The sequence below is a fragment of the Nitrincola iocasae genome (genome assembly GCF_008727795.1).
GTDB lineage: Bacteria > Pseudomonadota > Gammaproteobacteria > Pseudomonadales > Balneatricaceae > Nitrincola > Nitrincola iocasae.
In genome coordinates this window covers 1087121-1106612 of the sequence record NZ_CP044222.1, presented here as the reverse complement: position 1 = coordinate 1106612, position 19492 = coordinate 1087121, and the positions used below count along the sequence as shown (strand labels likewise).

Annotated in this window: 8 protein-coding genes; 2 read left to right on the top strand and 6 right to left on the bottom strand. The window is 49.8% G+C overall.

Features of this window, described 5'->3' with window-relative positions; translation table 11 throughout:
- Nucleotides 1–26 precede the first annotated feature (26 nt).
- Both F5I99_RS05115 and F5I99_RS05110 read right to left on the bottom strand, forming a co-directional pair.
- On the bottom strand, nt 27–4115 hold the full coding sequence (locus tag F5I99_RS05115; RefSeq protein ID WP_151053957.1) for an OmpA family protein: 4089 nt from the start codon (nt 4113–4115) through the stop codon (nt 27–29).
- On the bottom strand, nt 4112–11812 hold the full coding sequence (locus tag F5I99_RS05110) for a DUF7933 domain-containing protein (RefSeq protein ID WP_151053956.1): 7701 nt from the start codon (nt 11810–11812) through the stop codon (nt 4112–4114). Before F5I99_RS05110 ends, F5I99_RS05115 begins: the two co-directional genes overlap by 4 nt.
- Nucleotides 11813–12085: 273 nt before the next feature.
- Between F5I99_RS05110 and F5I99_RS05105 the strand changes: the two genes are divergently transcribed.
- Both F5I99_RS05105 and F5I99_RS05100 read left to right on the top strand, forming a co-directional pair.
- On the top strand, nt 12086–14455 hold the full coding sequence (locus F5I99_RS05105; protein WP_151053955.1) for an ABC transporter substrate-binding protein: 2370 nt from the start codon (nt 12086–12088) through the stop codon (nt 14453–14455).
- 1 nt (nt 14456) lies between these two features.
- Entirely contained in the window at nt 14457–15200 is a 744-nt protein-coding gene (locus tag F5I99_RS05100) for a response regulator transcription factor (protein WP_191905954.1), read from the top strand.
- A gap of 250 nt (nt 15201–15450) precedes the next feature.
- Here F5I99_RS05100 and F5I99_RS05095 read toward each other — a convergent pair whose 3' ends face one another.
- From F5I99_RS05095 to F5I99_RS05085, 4 genes are all read right to left on the bottom strand, one after another.
- Nucleotides 15451–16245: a response regulator transcription factor gene (locus F5I99_RS05095; RefSeq protein ID WP_151053953.1), complete on the bottom strand. Its 795-nt coding sequence runs from the start codon at nt 16243–16245 to the stop codon at nt 15451–15453.
- Nucleotides 16209–18161: a sensor histidine kinase gene (locus F5I99_RS05090; protein ID WP_151053952.1), complete on the bottom strand. Its 1953-nt coding sequence runs from the start codon at nt 18159–18161 to the stop codon at nt 16209–16211. The genes F5I99_RS05095 and F5I99_RS05090 overlap by 37 nt, the downstream gene beginning before the upstream one ends.
- Entirely contained in the window at nt 18158–18556 is a 399-nt protein-coding gene (locus tag F5I99_RS19425) for a hypothetical protein (protein WP_191906022.1), read from the bottom strand. The genes F5I99_RS05090 and F5I99_RS19425 overlap by 4 nt, the downstream gene beginning before the upstream one ends.
- Before the next feature lie 224 nt (nt 18557–18780).
- Nucleotides 18781–19464 carry an alpha/beta fold hydrolase gene (locus F5I99_RS05085; protein WP_191905953.1) on the bottom strand — a complete coding sequence of 228 codons (684 nt, stop codon included), beginning with the start codon at nt 19462–19464 and terminating at the stop codon, nt 18781–18783.
- Nucleotides 19465–19492 lie beyond the last annotated feature (28 nt).

Below are 19492 nucleotides of genomic sequence, written 5' to 3'. Positions count from 1 at the left end.
TACTTATGGGATTCAACAGGGTTGGGTCAATATTTTCCGATAATATTGATGAACCAGCCTTGGCTGCGGAAGTCCATGTCGGTTAGGTCGTCACTGAAGTCGGAGAAGTTGTAGCCTACACCGGCTTTCATGTTATTACCGAAGTGGCGATACGCGGCCAGGACAGCGCCTGTTCGGGAGTCTTCGGCGGTGAATTCGTCTCGGCGACGCAGCTCGACCATCAGATCCCATTTGTGCACGACGTGCCAGTCGGCGCGTACTGCTATCAACTGTCCTTTACTGCTGAACCAGTCGGCTGAGTCATCTCGACTCATGCGCAATTCACCCAGACGATAGGCATAGCGTCCACCCAGGCTCCAGCGTTCGGTCAGGTCATAGATGCTGTCGATTGCAAACACATGACTGCGCTGGGAGTAATCGACCAGGTTACCGGTTGATGAACGTTGTTCAGCCGGAGCCAGATCAGACAGATAGGTGTACTTGACCAGAGTGTTCCAACGGTCATTCAGCACGGGACGATAAGCATAGCCCAAAGATGCTTCGACAAAGTTGCCGTCAAAGAATGAGCCTTGGCTGGAGTCACCAATCGCCATATCCAGATGGCCGATCATGCGCCAGTCAGGGTCGATCTGGTAACTGAGGTTATTTCGCAGCAGCCAGACCGTTCTTTCTTCAGCGTTGTAGCGGTCCTTGCGGTATTCCAGCGCGCCGGCGTAACGAATATCTTCATTACGATAACCGACACTACCTGATACGGCCCGACGCCTGATTTCGTTATCGGTTTCACTGTTCAGATGGCCTATGTCAGTGCTCAGGCCGTAGGTCCAGTGATCATCCGGGGCAAAATCCACCCCGTAGCCTTGTACTAGCCCGGTTTGCTGCGAGCCGTGTTGGTAACGTTGCTCGGCATAGACACTGGTCGTATCTGACCAGCGTGAACGCGCACCAGTCACTACCTGACCCATACGTGAGCCTATACCCTGATCGGTACGATCATTATCCAGCTCATAATTGAGGTAGAGGTTAGTACGATCCGATGAAGCATAATCCACACCGGCCTTGGCACCCAGACCTAAATCACCATCAGAGATTTCCCCCATCAGGTTAATACGGTCATTGACGCGGTAACTGCCACCCACCCCGAGGCGATTGTTATCCTCACGGTTGCCATCTGCTTTCACTGTTCCCTGCACAAAGCCATGTGCAGTCCAGGGTTCATCCTCGGGTGCATATTCGAGTTGCACGGCCAGATCATCACGGCGGCCTTCGTTAGCTGTTGAGGTCGCCGCGCTGGTGCGCTCTTCTGAGCGATAGCCACCGACGACTGTCCATTCTTCGTCGAGTTGGTGCGATATTCCCACCTCGGCACTTTGGTTTTCCAGATCAGAAGATTGTACCGTTTCATCGGCACGCAGAATCAGATCTGTTTGTTCGGAAAGCGGCGTCACCAAGGCAACACCAGACTGACGGGTATCATTACTGGTCAGTCGTCCAGGTGCGTTGAAGCCCGCGTCGCGTTCTTCGTGGTAGAAGGTCAGTTGTCCATCGCCATCAATGCCAACGTCACTCAGGTCCAGGGAGCCATCAATCCGCTCGGCATACGCCTGACCACCCACAACAGAACGACTATTGAAGCCAAAGCCTCCATCGACAGAGATTTGCTCCTCAATGCCCTCGCCTTCAGTACGTGCTGTTTCCAGTTTCAACCAGGTGCGATCACTGTGGCGCAGTGTAAGGTCGATGCCTTCCTGATCCTGCTTCTGTCCGAAATGCTCCTGACTTGAAGCGGTGACACCAATACGCACTGAATCATTTGCCCAGACAGAGGCGCGTCCACCCACGGCCAGGTCATCCATGCTTTCAAAGCCTGGTGAGTATTCATAGGTAACGACCAGATAGGCGGGATTTCCTGAAAGGCTGCCACCACTTCTGACCACTGAATTGTCATCAGACATGGCGGAGAGCGGTCGATTCAGCAAAATACGCCCTTGTATGGGGTCGATTTCATAATCAATACCATAGCTAAGGTACTCAGACATCAGCACCAAACCGGAGTGTTTATCACGTATTTCAACACGCAGCGCTTCACTGCCGGATGCGATATCCTGATTGCGCAGGAAGTAGAGTGATCCACCGGTTCCGAGAAACTCTTCACGTGCGCTGGCTGTTCCCGGCTCAGCAGCAAACCCTTCCACGACGACCTTGCGCTCACCAAAGGCGGTAAAGCCATCACCCTGATAACGTGCCTGAGCACCATAGAGACGGCGGTCGATCTGGCTTAGCTCGGTATCACGGTTGTGTTGTTCGAAATTACCCCACATCGCATGTGACTTACCATCTTCAACACGGACATAGCCCTTGCCTTGGGTCGGCGCATCTTCCACCAGTGTGGAATCATCGCCGAAGGTGGCCCAGTGACGGTTGGCATCCATACGCCGCAGGAACTCACGCGGGTTCTTGTCATTGAAGTTACTGAACAGGCTGTCTATCGGTTCTTCACCGGTATCAATACTGGCGGTTACCGTGTATTTGCCATCAATTTTGCCTTTGGTATAGAACGCCAGACGGCCATCCACATAGACTTTATCGTCGTAATAGCGGTCTTCTCCAGTCACCAACTGTGCCGGACCTGACGTATCCTGCTGCCCGATGGTAATGTCGGCAATCGCTACGGTGAACCAGTCGCGTTCCGGTAAGCGCAAATCGCGTCGATAGATCCGGCCTTGTCCTTCCGGATCAAGCAGCGCGACTTCAACACTGTGTTCACCACGTGGAATGATCTGTGCTGTGGCAAAGTTACCCTGAGGATCAACCGGTACAGGGTCTCCCATTACAAACACAGCGTAACCCGGTTGTACACCCTGGCCATTGACGGTAACCGTGCCACCCGCCACCGGAATCCGGTGACGCTGCAAACGGTTACCTCCGGTGACCGCCAGCAGATCAGCGCGAACTTCGCCGGGTTCAACTTCATATTCACCACGGGTGAGCTGCAGTGGCTGCATATCTGTGTCATCAAAACGCCCTTCGGCGTCATACACCCTCAGTCGGTAATAGAGCTCATCCGGCAGCTCATCTGAGGGTAGCCACTCACCATTCAACAAGGGGTCCAGTTCAACGGTTTCCAGTAGCTCTGGCTGTCCCCAGCGTGATGGCTTGCCAAAAATCTGTACCTCACCGCGTTCCACCCAATTCATGTAGTTGCTGTAACCACGGAAATAGTGGGTCTGACCAGGAACGGCCATACGCGGTGCGGCGGCCACATTCAAACGTGGCTGAGCGGATAAATTGTCGTAGCGCACCTTGAGGCTGTTTTCAGCTAACGCCACATCGACACAGCGTTGCTGATCCGCCACACCGGCACTATGATCACCTACAGGTTGACCATCGACGCTGATCCGAAACGGCGCCAGGTCTTCGGTAGTCGGAATACCACCGCTACAGGCATTTTGTTGGGCGGGTTCGTCATACCAGATTTCTACTTCGACGCGGCGATTGATCGCCATCCCTTCGGCGGTGGCATTGCTGGCAATCGGTGCATTGGGACCACGAGAGTCCAGGTCAACCTGTGTCGATGACAAATTCAATGCAGCCTTGAATTGCAGCGCTACTTGTCTGGCACGGTCCAGACCCAGTCCATAGTTGTCGGTATAGATGCTGGCGGCACGCGCCGACAGACGTTGGGGATCGGTATGTCCGATGATGCGTAAGCGCACATTATTTTTGTCCTTCAGTCGCTCCATGACCTGCCATAGCTGCTCAGTATAGTCGTCAGGCAAAACGGAACGCCCGGACTCAAACTGCACATTTTGCAGTGCAGTTTGCAGTATCTGCGGCTCATCCGGATTTAATGTCAGTACACCAGCCGCCTGCTGGTTTTGATCAGGCAAATGCCAGAGCACCAGGCGTTCACGTGGCAGTTCACGTTCGCCCTGCTGGGGTAAAGCGGGTAAATCCCCTAGCCCGCCAGCACGACGCTGTAGCAATGATTCATCTTCCATTGCACCGCGTGCACCAGAGAGCCCACAACCTTGACCCACTTCACATGAATCGGCATAGATCAACGGTGAAGCCGCAGCTATCGCCAGACAGAGTAATGATTTATGCAGTTTCATTGGGATACCTCTATACGCTCAACACCTGGAACAATTTCTTCTTCGATGATCAGATCATAACAACAGCCCTGTTCTTCCCAGTGCTCTTCAAGCCAGGCTCTTACCGCCCCTATCCGTTCGTGGGCATTATCAATATCTCCATCCATTTCAAGCTGATAAGCAATGCGCAGGATAGAGGGCTGTTCATGCAGAAGCGGCAGGACCTGTTGCATGTGTTTCGCGTAGTTAGGGCGTAACTCATTGGCTTCAGTAAAGACAGTTGAAGTCACATCCAGACGTACAATGCGATGAATCGCGGCACCGAAATTCAATTTCACCATGCGCCCCTGAGTCACGCGGACAACACGTGGATTCTCAGTGGTTACGCGATAGCCGCTTGGCAGGCTGCGCTCATCCAGCTTGAGGATAAAGTTGCCACCGCGCAGTTCACTGGGAACATCCGCACAGGCGACATGGAAGCGCCCATAATCATCGGCCGTGATCAACCAGCCGCGTGGTGACGCCAGACGTGCACCTGGGATGCCCGGTTCGCCTTCGTTCTGATAACCATCCCGATTTTCGTCATCAAAGACCTGACCAATGATATCGGTACAGTCAAAAATCGGATCCGGAACCACGCGAACCGTTGCGGTACCAATATTGGACACCCGAATACTGGCCAGGCTGTTCATTGCCCAGGCACGGTTCACATACTCATTGAACTCAACACCAGAACCCACAACCAGCATCAACTGAATAATGACTTCTTCTCCGGCTGTCAGTGTGCGTTCCGGCCATTGCAACTGACGGCCATTGATTTCAGGTTCTGATTCAAAGCCATTCAAACGTGCTGAACCACGCACGTATTGGAAACCGGCCGGGATCTGATCCTGAAGCACAATATTGGTCAGCACAGCGGATAGCGTGTTGGTTGCGGTGATCTGGTAAGGCACCAGCTCACCACGACTGACATCACTTTTCGGTGTGGTTTTTACCACACGGACAGCGCCTTCAAGCAGCGGGTCCAAGGGAATGTGGTTGTTCAACACATCCGCTGATGCGGCTGACAGGTTGAAGGCAAAATAATACTGAGTTGTATTTGAACCACCTGGCACAATGCCCTCACAGGCAGCTGGATCATGCAAGGTGACTGCGTTACCTGGCGCCAGTGGCGAGTTCTGGATCAATGCGGGTGCCGGTGCAGCTCCAACCGTCAGGGTATTGCTACAGGCTGGTATCATTGTCGAAGGCGTCTGCAGGTAACCCGATGGATAGTTAGTGATCGAGAGGCCGTACTCACCGTCAGGCGCACCTGGCAGCAGCAGGAATTGATAAAAACCATCCGAGCCGGTCACTACATTGGCTGATCCACTCAGCAGGTGCGTAACTGGATTGAAACCCGGTGGGCCCTGTAAGGTTACCTGTGCTCCTTCGACCGGTGCACGGGTCACGGCATCATAAACAACACCGGCAGGATCGAGTGGCAAGCTTTGCTCGACATAGTTCTGGCCTGATGACAGTGCCATGTTTTGCAGATAGCCATCGCTTACCGCTGCATTTGTCGGGTTATTAGCATTACCCTGCTCGTTGGTTACGGGGTTGCCATAGAGCAGGCGGGTTTCCGGATGTCGGAAACGAATATCATAGCCACTGCCTGGTGGCAGATTGGTAAAGTGATATTCACCCTGGGCATTGGTTTGTTGCGTGGCAACCAGTACACCATCTTTCAATAATTCAACAGTCCAGTCAGACAGCACCGATTCACCGGGCTGACGTGCACCATCACTATTGCCATCCAGCCATACAGTACCCTGTACACTGGCTGACTCGGCAACCCCGATGATTTCGATCGGGATCTGCGCCAGATTGTTGCCCTGTAACCCGTCAGGCTCACTGCCTCCAGAAATACGGCTATGGTTGGTCAAAATGCTGCCAGAACCGCCTGGTTGCACATCGACCTGCACCACGATATTCGGTGCGTTACTGGTCGCAGGGATCACCTCCTCTGTGGTACAGGTAACGGTCTGGCCAACTACAGAGCAGCTCCAGTCTGGATCAGTTCCTTCGAAACTGCGGTAGGTGACACCGGGTGGTAATTCGCTAACCACAGTGACGGTTCCGTTGCTGTCTGCAGAGCCTATATTTCCGGGGATAAGGGTGTAGTAACCGGTACCGCCACCATCGGAAAAGACATCATTAGACACGGTGATATCCAACGTCAAATCAGGATGTGGTCCAGGGGCTTCAGGGAACAGGTTACCCGCAGACAACGTCGTACTGGTCAGATCTATAGCACTAATCTGACTGCTTGGTGCACCTGGGTTAGTTGGCGTACCACCCGCTGAACCAGCTACCGGTACTAGATTGAGGGTACCGGCAGGTTGATCTGGTTGCTCCAGAATGTAAGTGCCCGCTGGCAGCCCGGTAAAGGTGAAATTGCCTTGTGCATCTGTTGTGGTTTCCTCAGTAATGGCATTGCCATTGACATCCGCACCGGTCAAACGAATGGTTTGATCCGCAATACCATGATCCGATCCGTTCAGCGACTGGCTACTATCGTAGTCCAGAAAGACTTGCCCTCTGACCGTTCCGGACAGCGGTAACTCAGCAAAGTTGTTATTGCTGCTGACCGTGTTAGAGGGCAACTCAATACTACTGATCCCACTGGGAAGAGTCGTCGCTGCGGTAGGTGTTCCGATGGTTCCATTTGGCACGGCACCCGGAATTGTCTGGCCATTGACGGTATTGTCAGGCTGATTTGGCTGTTCAATTGTATAGATGCCAGGTGGTAGCTCAGTGAAGCTGTAACGGCCATCAGCATCGGTTGTGGTGGTAGCAGTAATCGTATTACCGTCAACATCCTGTCCGGTTAAATTGATTGTTTGGCTTGGTATACCGGCATCGCTGCCATTCTGAACGCCGTTATTGTTATGGTCCTCAAATACCACGCCACTCAGAGTAGAAGGTGCCCACTCAGCAAAATCGTTATTAGTTGAACCACTGACATCGCCACCACCCAGATCAGCCAGAACAACGCCTGTAATCTGACTGGAATTACTATCAGGATTACTGGCGGTGCCGGAGCTTCCGCCGCCAACGGCATTTCCCGCCGTTGTTTCGCCATTCAATAAACCTGCCGGTTGTGCCTCGCAGACAGAATAGCTACCTGCCGCAAGACCGGTAAACAGGTAGTTACCTGCCAGATTGGTTGTGGTGGTTCCGACAACAGCACCAGCGCAATCCGTGCCGTTGCGCAACACAATTTCAACACCGGACAACGGCTGGTCTGTAGTCGATTCAAAGCTGCCATTCGGTGCCGGGCTGGTGTTATCCTGGAACACACGGCCGGATATGTAGCCTGCCGTGCTGACCAGCAGCGGTACGTTAACGGGATCTTCATTACTGCCCAGGTCGGTGCGTAAAGCGCCACTGGGTATATTGTTGATATGTTCCCCTGCGGCTGTGGCCGTTACGTCTACCTCGATGGTACAGCCCCCGGCAGGCACAGTGACGCCTGAAGCCAGGGTAATAGAATCACTATTCGCTGCTGCCGTAACACTGTTGCAGGTTCCCCCCAGGTTAGGCGTGGCTGCAATCCGCATAGGCCCGGGTGCATTGGGCAAATTATCCACCAGCGCTTGCGTCAGCGTCATCGACTGGCTGTTAGGATTGTAAATAGTAATCGTCAGACGTGAAGTGCCACCCGACGGGATCACAGCCGGATTGAATTCTTTACTCACTGAGGGAGGTGTCGCCACAATCAACTCGGCACGTGTAGGCTCTTCGTTACTGACCCCTTCGGTGGTGGTTATAGCGCCAGCTGGGATTTCGTTGATATAGTTTCCAGCTGAGTTACTCAACACCGGCAAGGTGATGTCACACGTTGCTCCACCCGCCAGGGTGCCGCCTGAGAGGCGCACCGCAGTTGCTGACTCAAATGCACTCACGCTGCCATTACAGCTATTGGTAATAACAGGATTTGGCTGTGCGATAACCAAACCTTCCGGCAAGGTATCAGTCAACTGCATACCCGATACAGCCGTTGTACCCGGGTTAGCAATGCGAATAGTCAAGGTGCGGGCGACACCCGCTGCCGTGGTCGCAGAGCCCGTAGTAAATCCAGCTATGGCAGGAGTATCCAGGGTGTTGTTGGCAATCGCTTTGAACACTTGCAAAGGAGGCCGAACATACAGGGTATCTTCAGTCGGCGGATGAGTAATCGGCGTTCCACCCACTTCCAGTGTATTGGCTGGAATTGTATTCTGGAACTCGCCAGCGGCGTTGGCGACAACGTCCAACTCCAGATAACAGCTATTCACATTGCCTGCAGAAGCACCAGGTAATACTCCGCCCTGCAGACGTACACGATCACTGCCTGGCCAGGACACTACTGCTGATTGGCCACAGGTGGTGACAGAGTTCGGGCCTGCCGCAACAGTCAAACCGCTGGGAAAAACATCTTCAATATTGAAGTTGGTCAGGTTAACCGGGCTGGCATTATTAAAGGTGATACGCAAGCGCGCCCGCTCATCAACATCCACCACATTAGGCACAAATTCCTTAATAACGGCAACCGCAGTGGACGTCGTCATGGACGACTCAGCACGGGTAGTGGTGTTTGTTACACCCTGAGCGGTAGTAATCGAATTTTCCGGGATGATATTGGTGATAGTGCCCGGCTGAACCGAGGTGACACGCACACTGACTTCGCAGACCGCATTGGCATCCAGCGCCGCGCCCGACAGACTGACGAAGGTGCCATTAGGCTGAGCCTGCACACTTCCAGCCGGGCAAGTAGTGCTGGCCAGTGCGGGTGAAGCAACGCGCATGCCATTAGGGTCACCATTTTCAAGACCATCCAGGGTGAAAAAGTCAGTCACCGACAAGTTGCTGACGGCACTGACACCATTGGTAATCGTGATCGTTAGGGTTGCAGCCTCTCCAGGAGCAACATTGGCAGGTGCAATACCCTTAGAAATCGTAGGTTCGGTGGGTGCCTGATGGTTAAGGGTGGCACTGACTGGCGTCTGGTTACTGATGCCGTTATCCGCGGTGATACTGCCAGCAGGAAGGGTGTTGATCCAGTCACTGTTGCCGGAGGTCACTACATCAAACAACAGATCACAACTGCTATTACCGGCAATGCTGGCACCACTCATGCTCAGTGAATTACTGCCATCAGCAGCGATAATTTGTGGATTTCCGGCACAAGTGCTGTAGGCGTTGGCAGGACTGGCAAGCAACATACCAGCAGGCAGGGGGTCGTTTACCGCTACGTTAGTCAGCGGCTGGTCATCATTATTATTCAGACGGATGGTCACGGTGGAACGACCACCGGCGCTGACGCCAGTGGGATTAAAGGCTTTAGAAGCTGTCAGTGCTGAAGTATAGGTAACACGTGCGGTATCAGAGTTAACTCCGATAATGTTGCGGGTAGTACCGTTCACTAGCTGTTGGGTTCCACCGACGCTGGCAGTGTTATCGTAGATGCCCGCCGAACCAACTACATCAACATACAGGTCACAGACGCCTGGATTGCCGCCACTGGCTCCAGGTACGGTAGCGCCATTGAGACTCACAGAGGTGGAATTATCAGCCGCCGTAATACTCCCACCACAACTGGTACTTGCATTTGCTGGTGTCGCAACTCGCAATTGCTGTAAGCCACCACCCGGAAGGGTATCGCTGACGGTCAAATCGGTCAGAGGTTCAGAAGAAAAGTTGCGTACACGAATCAGCATCTGCACGACCGTGCCTTCAGAGCGGGTCAGTGTCGTTGAACCGGCAAAGCGCTTCTGCACATCTACAACTGACTGGTAGCTATAGGAAACAGGGTCAGATGCCACCTGGTTACAGAACTCAGCACCATCATTGAAGCACACCTGACCAGCTTGAATCTGGTTACTGGTTGAACCACTCGCACGCGTTGGGTCAATCATCGCCCAGAAGGTGATGGTACAAGTACCTGGACTGGTAGCTGAACTTCTTCCCGGCAGAGTTGGAATAGTGAATGCCAAATCAGTTGCATTGAGCGCATTAGCGTCCCCAAGTACGCCACAGGCCGCTGATAGACTGGGCGTATAATCCACCCCATTGATTGTACCTGTCAGAAAGCTTGAGCCCTGTGTCAGGGTATCTTCCACACTGACATTGCTGATTGGCACAGCAGAGAAGTTCTGTACTGTGACGCGATACTCAACCGCATTACCTGGTGTCGCACTAGAGCCCGAGTGACGAGACTTGAGTACCCGCAGGCGGTCGGCAATCATCACTGTAGCTGAAGCTGACTGGCTGATGATGCCAGGTTCACCCGTCACCGTAACGCCGCCTTGTGGAATGGTATTGGTATAGGTGGTCGGTTGATCGTTTGCTCCGGTCACACCGCTGTATGTGGCCGTGACAGTACAAGTATTTCCGGCAGGGATAGTAATGCCTGAACCACTTAAGGTCTTGGTACCCTCATTAACATTCACACTGCCAGGACTACATGAGGTCACTGCACCGGTTACGCTTAAATTGGCCGGGTAGTTGTCGGTAAAGCTGACCCCGGTCAGATCCGTGCTGCCCGTATTACCCAATGTAATGGTGAACGTGCTAGCTTCGCCACTGGAAAGTGGTGAAGCAGCAAAACTCTTCGCAACAGTCAGCGGTGAACGAACAGTAATAGCGCGTGTCGCATCGGATGCCGGACGCAGGCCTTCATCGCTGCTGAATGAAGACGTTTGCAGCGTATTGGTTACACCGAGACTATAATTGCCGTTGGTTTGGCGCGCCTGAATAGGCACATCAATGCTGCAGCTTTGACCTGCTGCCAATGTACCCCCAGTAACTTCAACCTGTGCAGCAGCGCCCTGCGTCAAATTAACAACAGCCCCGATGCCGCCACCCACACAACTTCCTGTTGCAGCAACACCCGTGGGCTCGATGACCGCCCCGCCCCCACCGCTGGTGGGAAAAACGTCAGTAAAACTGAAATTATTCAACGCAATACTGGCGGGGTTATCGACGGTGATTCTCAGGGTGCCCGTAGAACCACCGAGGATAATGGTGCCATTACCACTAGGAAAACCTTTCGACCAGGTGGGGCGCGCTACGGCATTAACAGTATAAGACTGAGCCCCCCCGGTTCCATTAGTGATGCCCACTGCATTACGCGTTGCACTGACACTTCCGGTACCCAGAGAAAAACTATGAGATGCTGAGGAGCCAGTATCACTATAAGCCACAATTGGGACGCTTATAGTACAACTGGAATCACCGGGTATTGAAACACCGGAAAGGTCGATCTGCTGCGTATCAGTTACGGCTGTAAGCGAACCACCACAGCTATTGGTTGCCACACCACTAATACGTAAACCAGCATTGCTATTACCGGGAAGAGACTGACTGAATGAGACTGCAGAGAGCGGCGTTAGCGTTGTATTATTGAGTTCAATCTGCAGTGTTGTTGGCACACCCGGTAGAATAGTGGTCGCGCCACCACCCGCGGTGACTGAAACACTGAAATTACTACTGGCAAAAGCAGCCGGGCTCAGCAGCAACACCCCAAGCAAACCGTAATGAAGGTATTTTTTACCCAGGGTAACAGGTGAGGCTATACCAAGCTCCTTTAGCTGAAGCTGAGGACTGTCATCCGCGTTGGGAATAACGTTTTTCGATATCAGCCGCCGCAACCGACGTGCTGCCCCATAGACATTCCAGGCGTAGCCTTGTGACATGATTCCCTGTTCCCCGTTTTTTATGCTTATTCCACTAGTAAGCTGGCTTAAACCAGCTTACTGATGTTATAAATTGATCGAACGGATCCAGGCAAAGTCTATTAATTACCCTGCCAACATCCGCTCTTTTTATAGTTTGTTTATTTAATCACGCAGAAGTCAGCAGGCTCACCACACAATGAATTACAATTACTTTCATTTTCTGTCTATAAGTTTTATATATAGTGAATTTAATTTAGGCCTAGATAATTTAACTCACTAATAGCCATATAAATGTCATCATTAAACTTAATAAATGCGCCTGCTGTTTCCGGTAATTTTTCGCCCGGAGACCGGGCTCCTACAGCTATTTGCTTTTTTGTAGGAGCTCGGTCTCCGAGCGATGTTGTTTATTCTTCGCCCGCGGAGCGGGCTCCTACAGGCTATGTGCTTTTGTGTTGGAGCTCGGTCTCCGAGCGATGTTGTTCGTTTTTCGCCCGCGGAGCGGGCTCCTACAGACGGGCTACTAGAGCCTTAATATTGCTGCTTATACTGATATGTCCTGCATCTGTTTTGGCGGCACAAGACACGGTGCGGTTACAGTTAAAATGGAATCATCAGTTCCAGTTTGCTGGCTATTATGCTGCTATTGCGAAAGGCTATTATGAGGAGGAAGGGCTTTCTGTAGAATTGCTGCTAGCACGTCCTGGCCTGGATCCTATTAGTGAGGTTATACAGGGTAGAGCAGAATTTGGTATCGGTACATCAGACCTGCTATTGCACTTTCATCAGGGAGATCCGGTTGTAGCACTTGCGGTAACTTTTCAGCATTCACCGCTCGCTCTTATTTCCAGAACCAATAACCAACTTCAGACTTTACGCGACCTGGACGGTCAAGCTGTCGCGTTAGAGCCAGGCTCGGCAGAGTTATTCGCATATTTAAAACGTGAGGGAATCCGCACTGAACAATTTGATGCGGTACTGCACGAATATAATCTGATGCCACTGATTGTCGGCAAAGTAGCGGCACAATCTGTCTATAGCACCACCGAAACACTCGAACTCGATAAACTGGGTATCGACTATCAGATTTATTCACCTCGTTCTGTTGGCATAGATTTTTACGGTGACGCACTTTTTACAACCCAGGCGTTTCTTGCTGATAACACCGAGAAAGTAGAGGCTTTTCGCCGGGCAAGTTTACGCGGATGGCTATATGCCATGAATCATTCAGAAGAAATTATTGATGTCATTCTGGAACAATACCCCACTCCACGATCCCGAGAAGCACTTCAGCATGAAGCAGAAAAAATGCATAGCTTGATGCGAACAGATTTAATTGAGCCGGGCCATATGATTACCGGACGCTGGCAACATATGGCCGATGTGTACGCTGAAATAGGCATGCTGCCGGAAAAAATATCACTAGAAGGTTTTTTGTATAACCCCAAGCCAGAAACCATTGATCTGACCCGAATTTATTATGGCCTGGTCGTGGCCTGTGTACTAGCCGCTATTTTTGCCAGTTTGACCAGCATCATGATGTATTACAACAAGCAGATTCGCAAAAGTGAACAAAAATTTCGGACCCTATATGATGATGCTCCACTGGCGTTTATTGTGCTTGATCATCAGGGTAATATCAAAGACTGGAATAGCGCAGCTAGCCGTATATTTGGCTGGCCACATCAGGATGCTATAGGTCGGAATATCGTTGATACCATCATTAGACCTGATGATTACGACATGTTTGAAAGTATTATTAGCACAACGCTCAAGGAAAAAGATTCCGTGAGCTGCATTAACAAAAATATTACCCGGGATGGCAAGGAAATAACCTGCGAGTGGGTTAACTCCCCCTACCCTTACACTCACAAAGATGAAGGCGGCATGATTCTGTCCATAGGCATGGACGTCACTGAACGGGTTGCCATGGACAAGGCTTTACGCAAAGCCAGAGACGATGCCAAGGATGCACTGCATGAACACAAACAGCTTATCACTATGCTGTCTCATGAAATTCGCTCTCCTCTTGCGACCATTGCTACAGCAAACGCTGTACTTAAAGCAGCGCTGACGCAGGGCACTTTCAGCGATACCTCAATGATGATTAACCGAATTAATTCCGCCATTCATCGTCTTCGCGGCTTTCTCGATAACCTGACTTCTGATGACAGGCTTAGTACGACAAATATCACCAACCAGCGCGCCATGGTGGATCTTCCTGCGATAGTACAGCAAAGTATTAATGCTATTCAAAATAACTACCCGCTAAGAAATATCAACGTAACACTCAGTGGACCTAATCAGGTTTTAAGCCCCGATCCGGTCCTGCTGGATATAGTCATGACCAACCTGCTCGATAATGCCCTGAAATATTCGCCCAAAGACACAAATGTCTCATTAGAAGCCATCACTCAGGATGACAATGCTATTTCATTGAAAGTACATAATCTTGGTCACGGCATCGGCGACTCACTTCGCGCTAAGGTATTCCGTAAGTATTTTCGCGGTGAGCAAGTTGAAAATACCAGCGGTACCGGTATTGGTCTCTATTTAGTTAAACGGATAGTTGACAGCAACAACGGCACTATTGATATTATCTCTTCCGATCATCACGGAACTACGTTCCATGTTACATTCCCACCTTATAAACAGGATTAGCATGTCATTGCCCGCCGACAGTAATAAACCCAGACTCGCACTGATTGAGGATGATCCCGAACAGCGCGAAGCATTGCATGCATGGTTACAGATAAACAATTATCCCTGCTGGTGTACCCCAAGTGCAGAGGCCTATTACAAGATCGCCGCTGTTGATCCTGTGAATATTGTAATTATTGATCTCGGATTACCTGGCGAAGATGGGACCACCGTTGTTCAGCATCTTCGGAATCATTCATCGATTGGCATCATTATTGTCAGTGCGAGAAGCAGCTCAAGCGATAGAGTGTATGGCCTTCAGTGTGGTGCGGATATGTATCTGGTCAAGCCTGTAGTGCCTGAAGAATTACTATCCTGTATTGATAACTTATGGCGACGATTACAGCCAGACTCAACGCTATCCATTGACAAAATTTATGCGGCAAATGCCGATAAAATCGCTGAAAATACCTGGCAATTAGATTCTACACAGCGTCATTTAATCGATCCAAACGGGACGAGTGTTAAACTGACACCCAGCGAGCTCGCTATCATGAAAGCCTTTGCGCAAACGCCAGGCCCTATATCACGAAATGATATTATTACAGCTCTTGGGGCTGATCCGAAAAGCTTTCTGATGAACCGTATTGATGTACACCTGAGCCGCTTGCGCAGCAAGATATCCGATACCAGCAATATCAAACTGCCTATCACTCCTCTACCCGGCGCACGCCTTGAGTTTGTGGGTAAAATCCAGCTATTTTGATTACAAGCCTATTCGCCCGAAGAGCGGGCTCCCACAACACTAGGGTCCCATAATATCTACCCCTCCCTTGTGGGAGCTCACTCTGTGAGCGATTTGTATTTCAATCTACTCACCCCTGTGGGAGCTCACTCTGTGAGCGATTTGTGTTTCAATCTACTCACCCCTGTGGGGGGCTCACTCTGTGAGCGATTTGTGTTTCAATCTACCTACCTTTGTGGGAGCTCACTCTGTGAGCGATTTGTGTTTCAATCTACTCACCCCTGTGGGAGCTCACTCTGTGAGTGATTTGTGTTTCGCCCATGGAGACCGTGTAGGTTAAGTTTTGCGAAATTTCTATGGCTTCTTTGAAGGCATAGCCCTTTCCCCGTATAGCCTTGATTGGACTGGCCTTGAAATTGATCAGTAATTTGGTACGCAAGCGGCTGATCAATTTTTCCAGTCGGCGTTCATCATAAAGCATGAAATCTTCACCCAGTGAGCGAATCAAATCAGCACGGGATACATGCGAGGGGTGCTTTTTTGCCAGTTGGATCAGCAATTCAACTTCAGAAGCCGTAAGTACTAATGCGGTTGAGGTATCCGGGGCGTAAAACTGCTGACCTGAAACATCAAGGTGCCACAACTTTTGTTGTGTCTTTTGTATGCGAATACGCCGTAAAAGGGCATGGATTTGTGCCAGTAATTCATCAAACTCAAACGGTTTGGTAATATAAGCATCAGCACCCGCTGAAAGACCGCCGATACGATCACGCAACTCACCCCGCGCAGTTAGCATGATGATTCCTGTACAGTCCCTGCTGTTGCTTAGCTCACGAGCCAGATCGATGCCATCTGCATCAGGAAGACCAAGATCTAGAATCAGAATATCATAGGCGTTCATAGCATGACGAAGCCTGAAAGTAGCAGCATCACCGAAGGACTCAATTTGATAGCCCTCACTTAGCAACAGGCAATCAAGCTCTTCTCTGAGGGCAACATTATCTTCTAATACTGCAACACGATATTGATTCATTTTAAGTCGATAGGCCCTGCTTGCAAACAACATGTAAACACCGCCCCGATCTCCTGATTATCAACAAAAAGGCTGGCGTCATATTGTTCGATTAGCTGTTTTACAACATACAACCCAAGCCCAAGACCCGGAACAGATGCCCTTTCCTCAGCACGAAAGAACTGTTCGAACATATGCTTACGGACATGTTCAGTCAAGCCCGGTCCATTGTCTTTAACACTCCAACACACTCCGTGCTCATCCCTTTGTACCACTACCTCTACAGGAGAACCTGATGGACTGTACTTAAGCGCATTGTCTATCAGGTTACGCATAACCACATAACACGCCTTTTCCGGCAACTGGAAATGATTAATCATTTCTGATTCCGGATAGCTAAACATGATCCGTTTTTGCTCATCCTTATTGAACTCACCGATAACGGCCCTGGTCAACATGATGAGATCATAGGACTCATGGTTGCCGGGATATTGTTCCATGTCAGCTTGAGCTTTGACGACACTCATACTTAACAATTCATGGATTCGTTTAACCGACCCTCTTATACGCGCATACCTGGAGCGCTTAGCATGCTCTGTGACTCCCTGTTCTTGCATTCTGATCAAAGCTTGTGCGGCCGAGTCAATCACCGTCAGAGGAGTTCGTATTTCATGCGACAGCATAGCCAGAAATGTCTGTCCCTGCTCTCTGCGCAAGCGCTCGGATGACGCTTCGTGACGGGCTAATTGTGTGGCTTGCTTTGCCTCATCTATAGCAGTTTGCGATTTACGGATCGAAAGCATGATGACAAAGTGCAGAATCAGCTGAAATGAAAGTATGGTGATTGGCGAAATATAGGATTTAAGCCCACTAATACCAATGAATCCATTCACATACATACTATTGATAAATGTAAAAAATCCGAAGACAATAAAACCGACTACTCGATATTTTTTCTCGGTATCAAATATTTTCCAATTAGGTAATACAAAAAATGATACTACTAAGGGTAATAGTGCCCCTATCCAATTCATATAATCCATCACTTCAACAAATCTATCAGTGAGGGTCATATAAATTCCGAAAAAAACATGGAGAATACCCGCAACAAAAATAAAGTTGACTATTCGCTTTCTTTTGAAGCTAAAATCAATGAGTCGGTAAATAAATAGAATTGCAAATATGGCAGATATCAATAATGAAATCTTAAATATTTCATTTTGATGTATCATTTCCAAAGAAGGATAAACTCGTCTGACAAGTCCAACAGATAATGCTACAGTGGCCAAAAGACTGAATTCATATAAAACAAAATATATAAATAAAGCACTTCTCAACCAGAGGCTATTTATAAAATTTATAATCAAAATAGTTATAAGAACACCAATAAGGATTCCTTCAAATACGATACTGATATCGATATAACTCTCGAACATATTTTCCGGTATCAGCTTCACCAGCAGCAGGGAGGTACTCGTTGTTTTTAAACGAAAATAGACATCAGACGTACCCACTGGAAACAATGCCTGGACAAAATGTAGACGACTGTGAATATCATATTTCGGATCAACAACTTGATCTCCAGCTTGCATATGCCTGATCAACTCACCATCCTGCATAATAAATATGTCTACCTGGTCAAGGTAGGATGGGGTGATGGAAATACCCCATCCAGTGGAAGACTGCTCAGGCCTTAAAACCTGCGTATACCCCCAAAATGCGGAGTTACTGTAGCCTTCACTGACTGAGTCGAATATTGGCTTAAACTGCCCCTGCTGTCTTAATTCGACTACCTGATCGAACAGAAGACTAGCAGATGTATCTTCAAAAATACTCAACTGCCCCTGATCTAAAGTCTGAATATCATCGCCCAGGATTATCTCACTCGCAGTCACTCTAGCCGAAATAAACAATATAAAAATAAACAAAAAAATACAATTATGCTTAAAACTTACATCAGCCAATATCAAAATTCTGACTCCCGAATCATAATAGCCACCAGCCGCTCCAGTTGGTCCCGCAACCTGCTTCTGGGCTGCCCTCCATCGACGCTGTAATTGTCAATGCCTCTTGTCTCACCAGCAAGCGTTCCATTTTGACCTGCAATTGTTTCACCCGCCAATTTTTTAACCTCAATAATCTGAGCTGCCTCAGGTGCATACACGTAGCGTAGGCTTTCTGCTCTGATAACAGCAGGGGCCCTGACCTCTGAAGGCAAAGGTATAAGCGCTGCTAAAAAGAGGATTAACGGCAGGGCCCAACAGCCAATGACGCAGCCTCCAACGTCCCAGTGCGAGAATGCACGCTGCTGAAGGTTTTCTACTCCAATCAGGTCTGAAAAGGCATAATAACCATCGAAATGCAAAAAAGGACTGACATTGACCAGCAGTGACGTTATCCAACCAGTTTTTCAGCCAGGTCCGAAAACAGCCAGTCAAGGCGCGAAAATATTTATTTAATCCGGTTTATAACAAATTTAATTCAGCCAAAGCTGACCAAAGCTGACATTGGCTAATTATTTTTCAGAAAGGTATAAGGATTTTTCGCCTGCAGAGGGACTTCAAGAAGGGTATAACACGGCGTGCCCAGCTATTTTTCCAAGTGTTGCAATATTGACAACCATCCTAAATTTCCACAACACCTATGCGATACACCCGGAAGAATAAGAACCTCAGTGTTGGGTGGTAATCCATGTCGCATATCCATGTAGGGAACATTCCTGTCATCTTCACCAAACACAGCCAGGCGTTTCACATCGGAGCGCCAAGAATTCAGACTGGCAATATTCAACGATCCGGATAGTGGCGAGTAACCATGCAATTCCGCCCAGCGTTGATGATCCAGAGGGGCAGCAATAGCCACCACCTGAGAGACTTGTGTAACACGCTCAGCAATCAACAATGCCAGAACACCGCCACCCGAATAACCAACAAGACTGATATCAGCTACACTTGGGTGCCGTACTAGCCAGTCAACAAGCGCACTGGTCATTATTTGGACCACCTTATCGGAGTAGCGATGGCTGGTCCAAAGCTGTGGTGTGCATGGTGGTTCACTTGATCCAATAAAATAGCAAGGCCGGCCGAGATAAAGCACCCCACGATCATCCTGGGTCATCAATTCTAAGGCCAAAGGATTTCTTGAGGTCGGATCAGCCGCTACCACCTCTCCACCGGCAATCCAAGGCCGACCATCGCCTTCAATATAGATGCGAACATTCTCGCCTTGCGTAAATAGACCAGGCTGCTCAAGAACCAATACACGAAACCCCATGGCCTCGATACTATCTTGCCTTAAATGA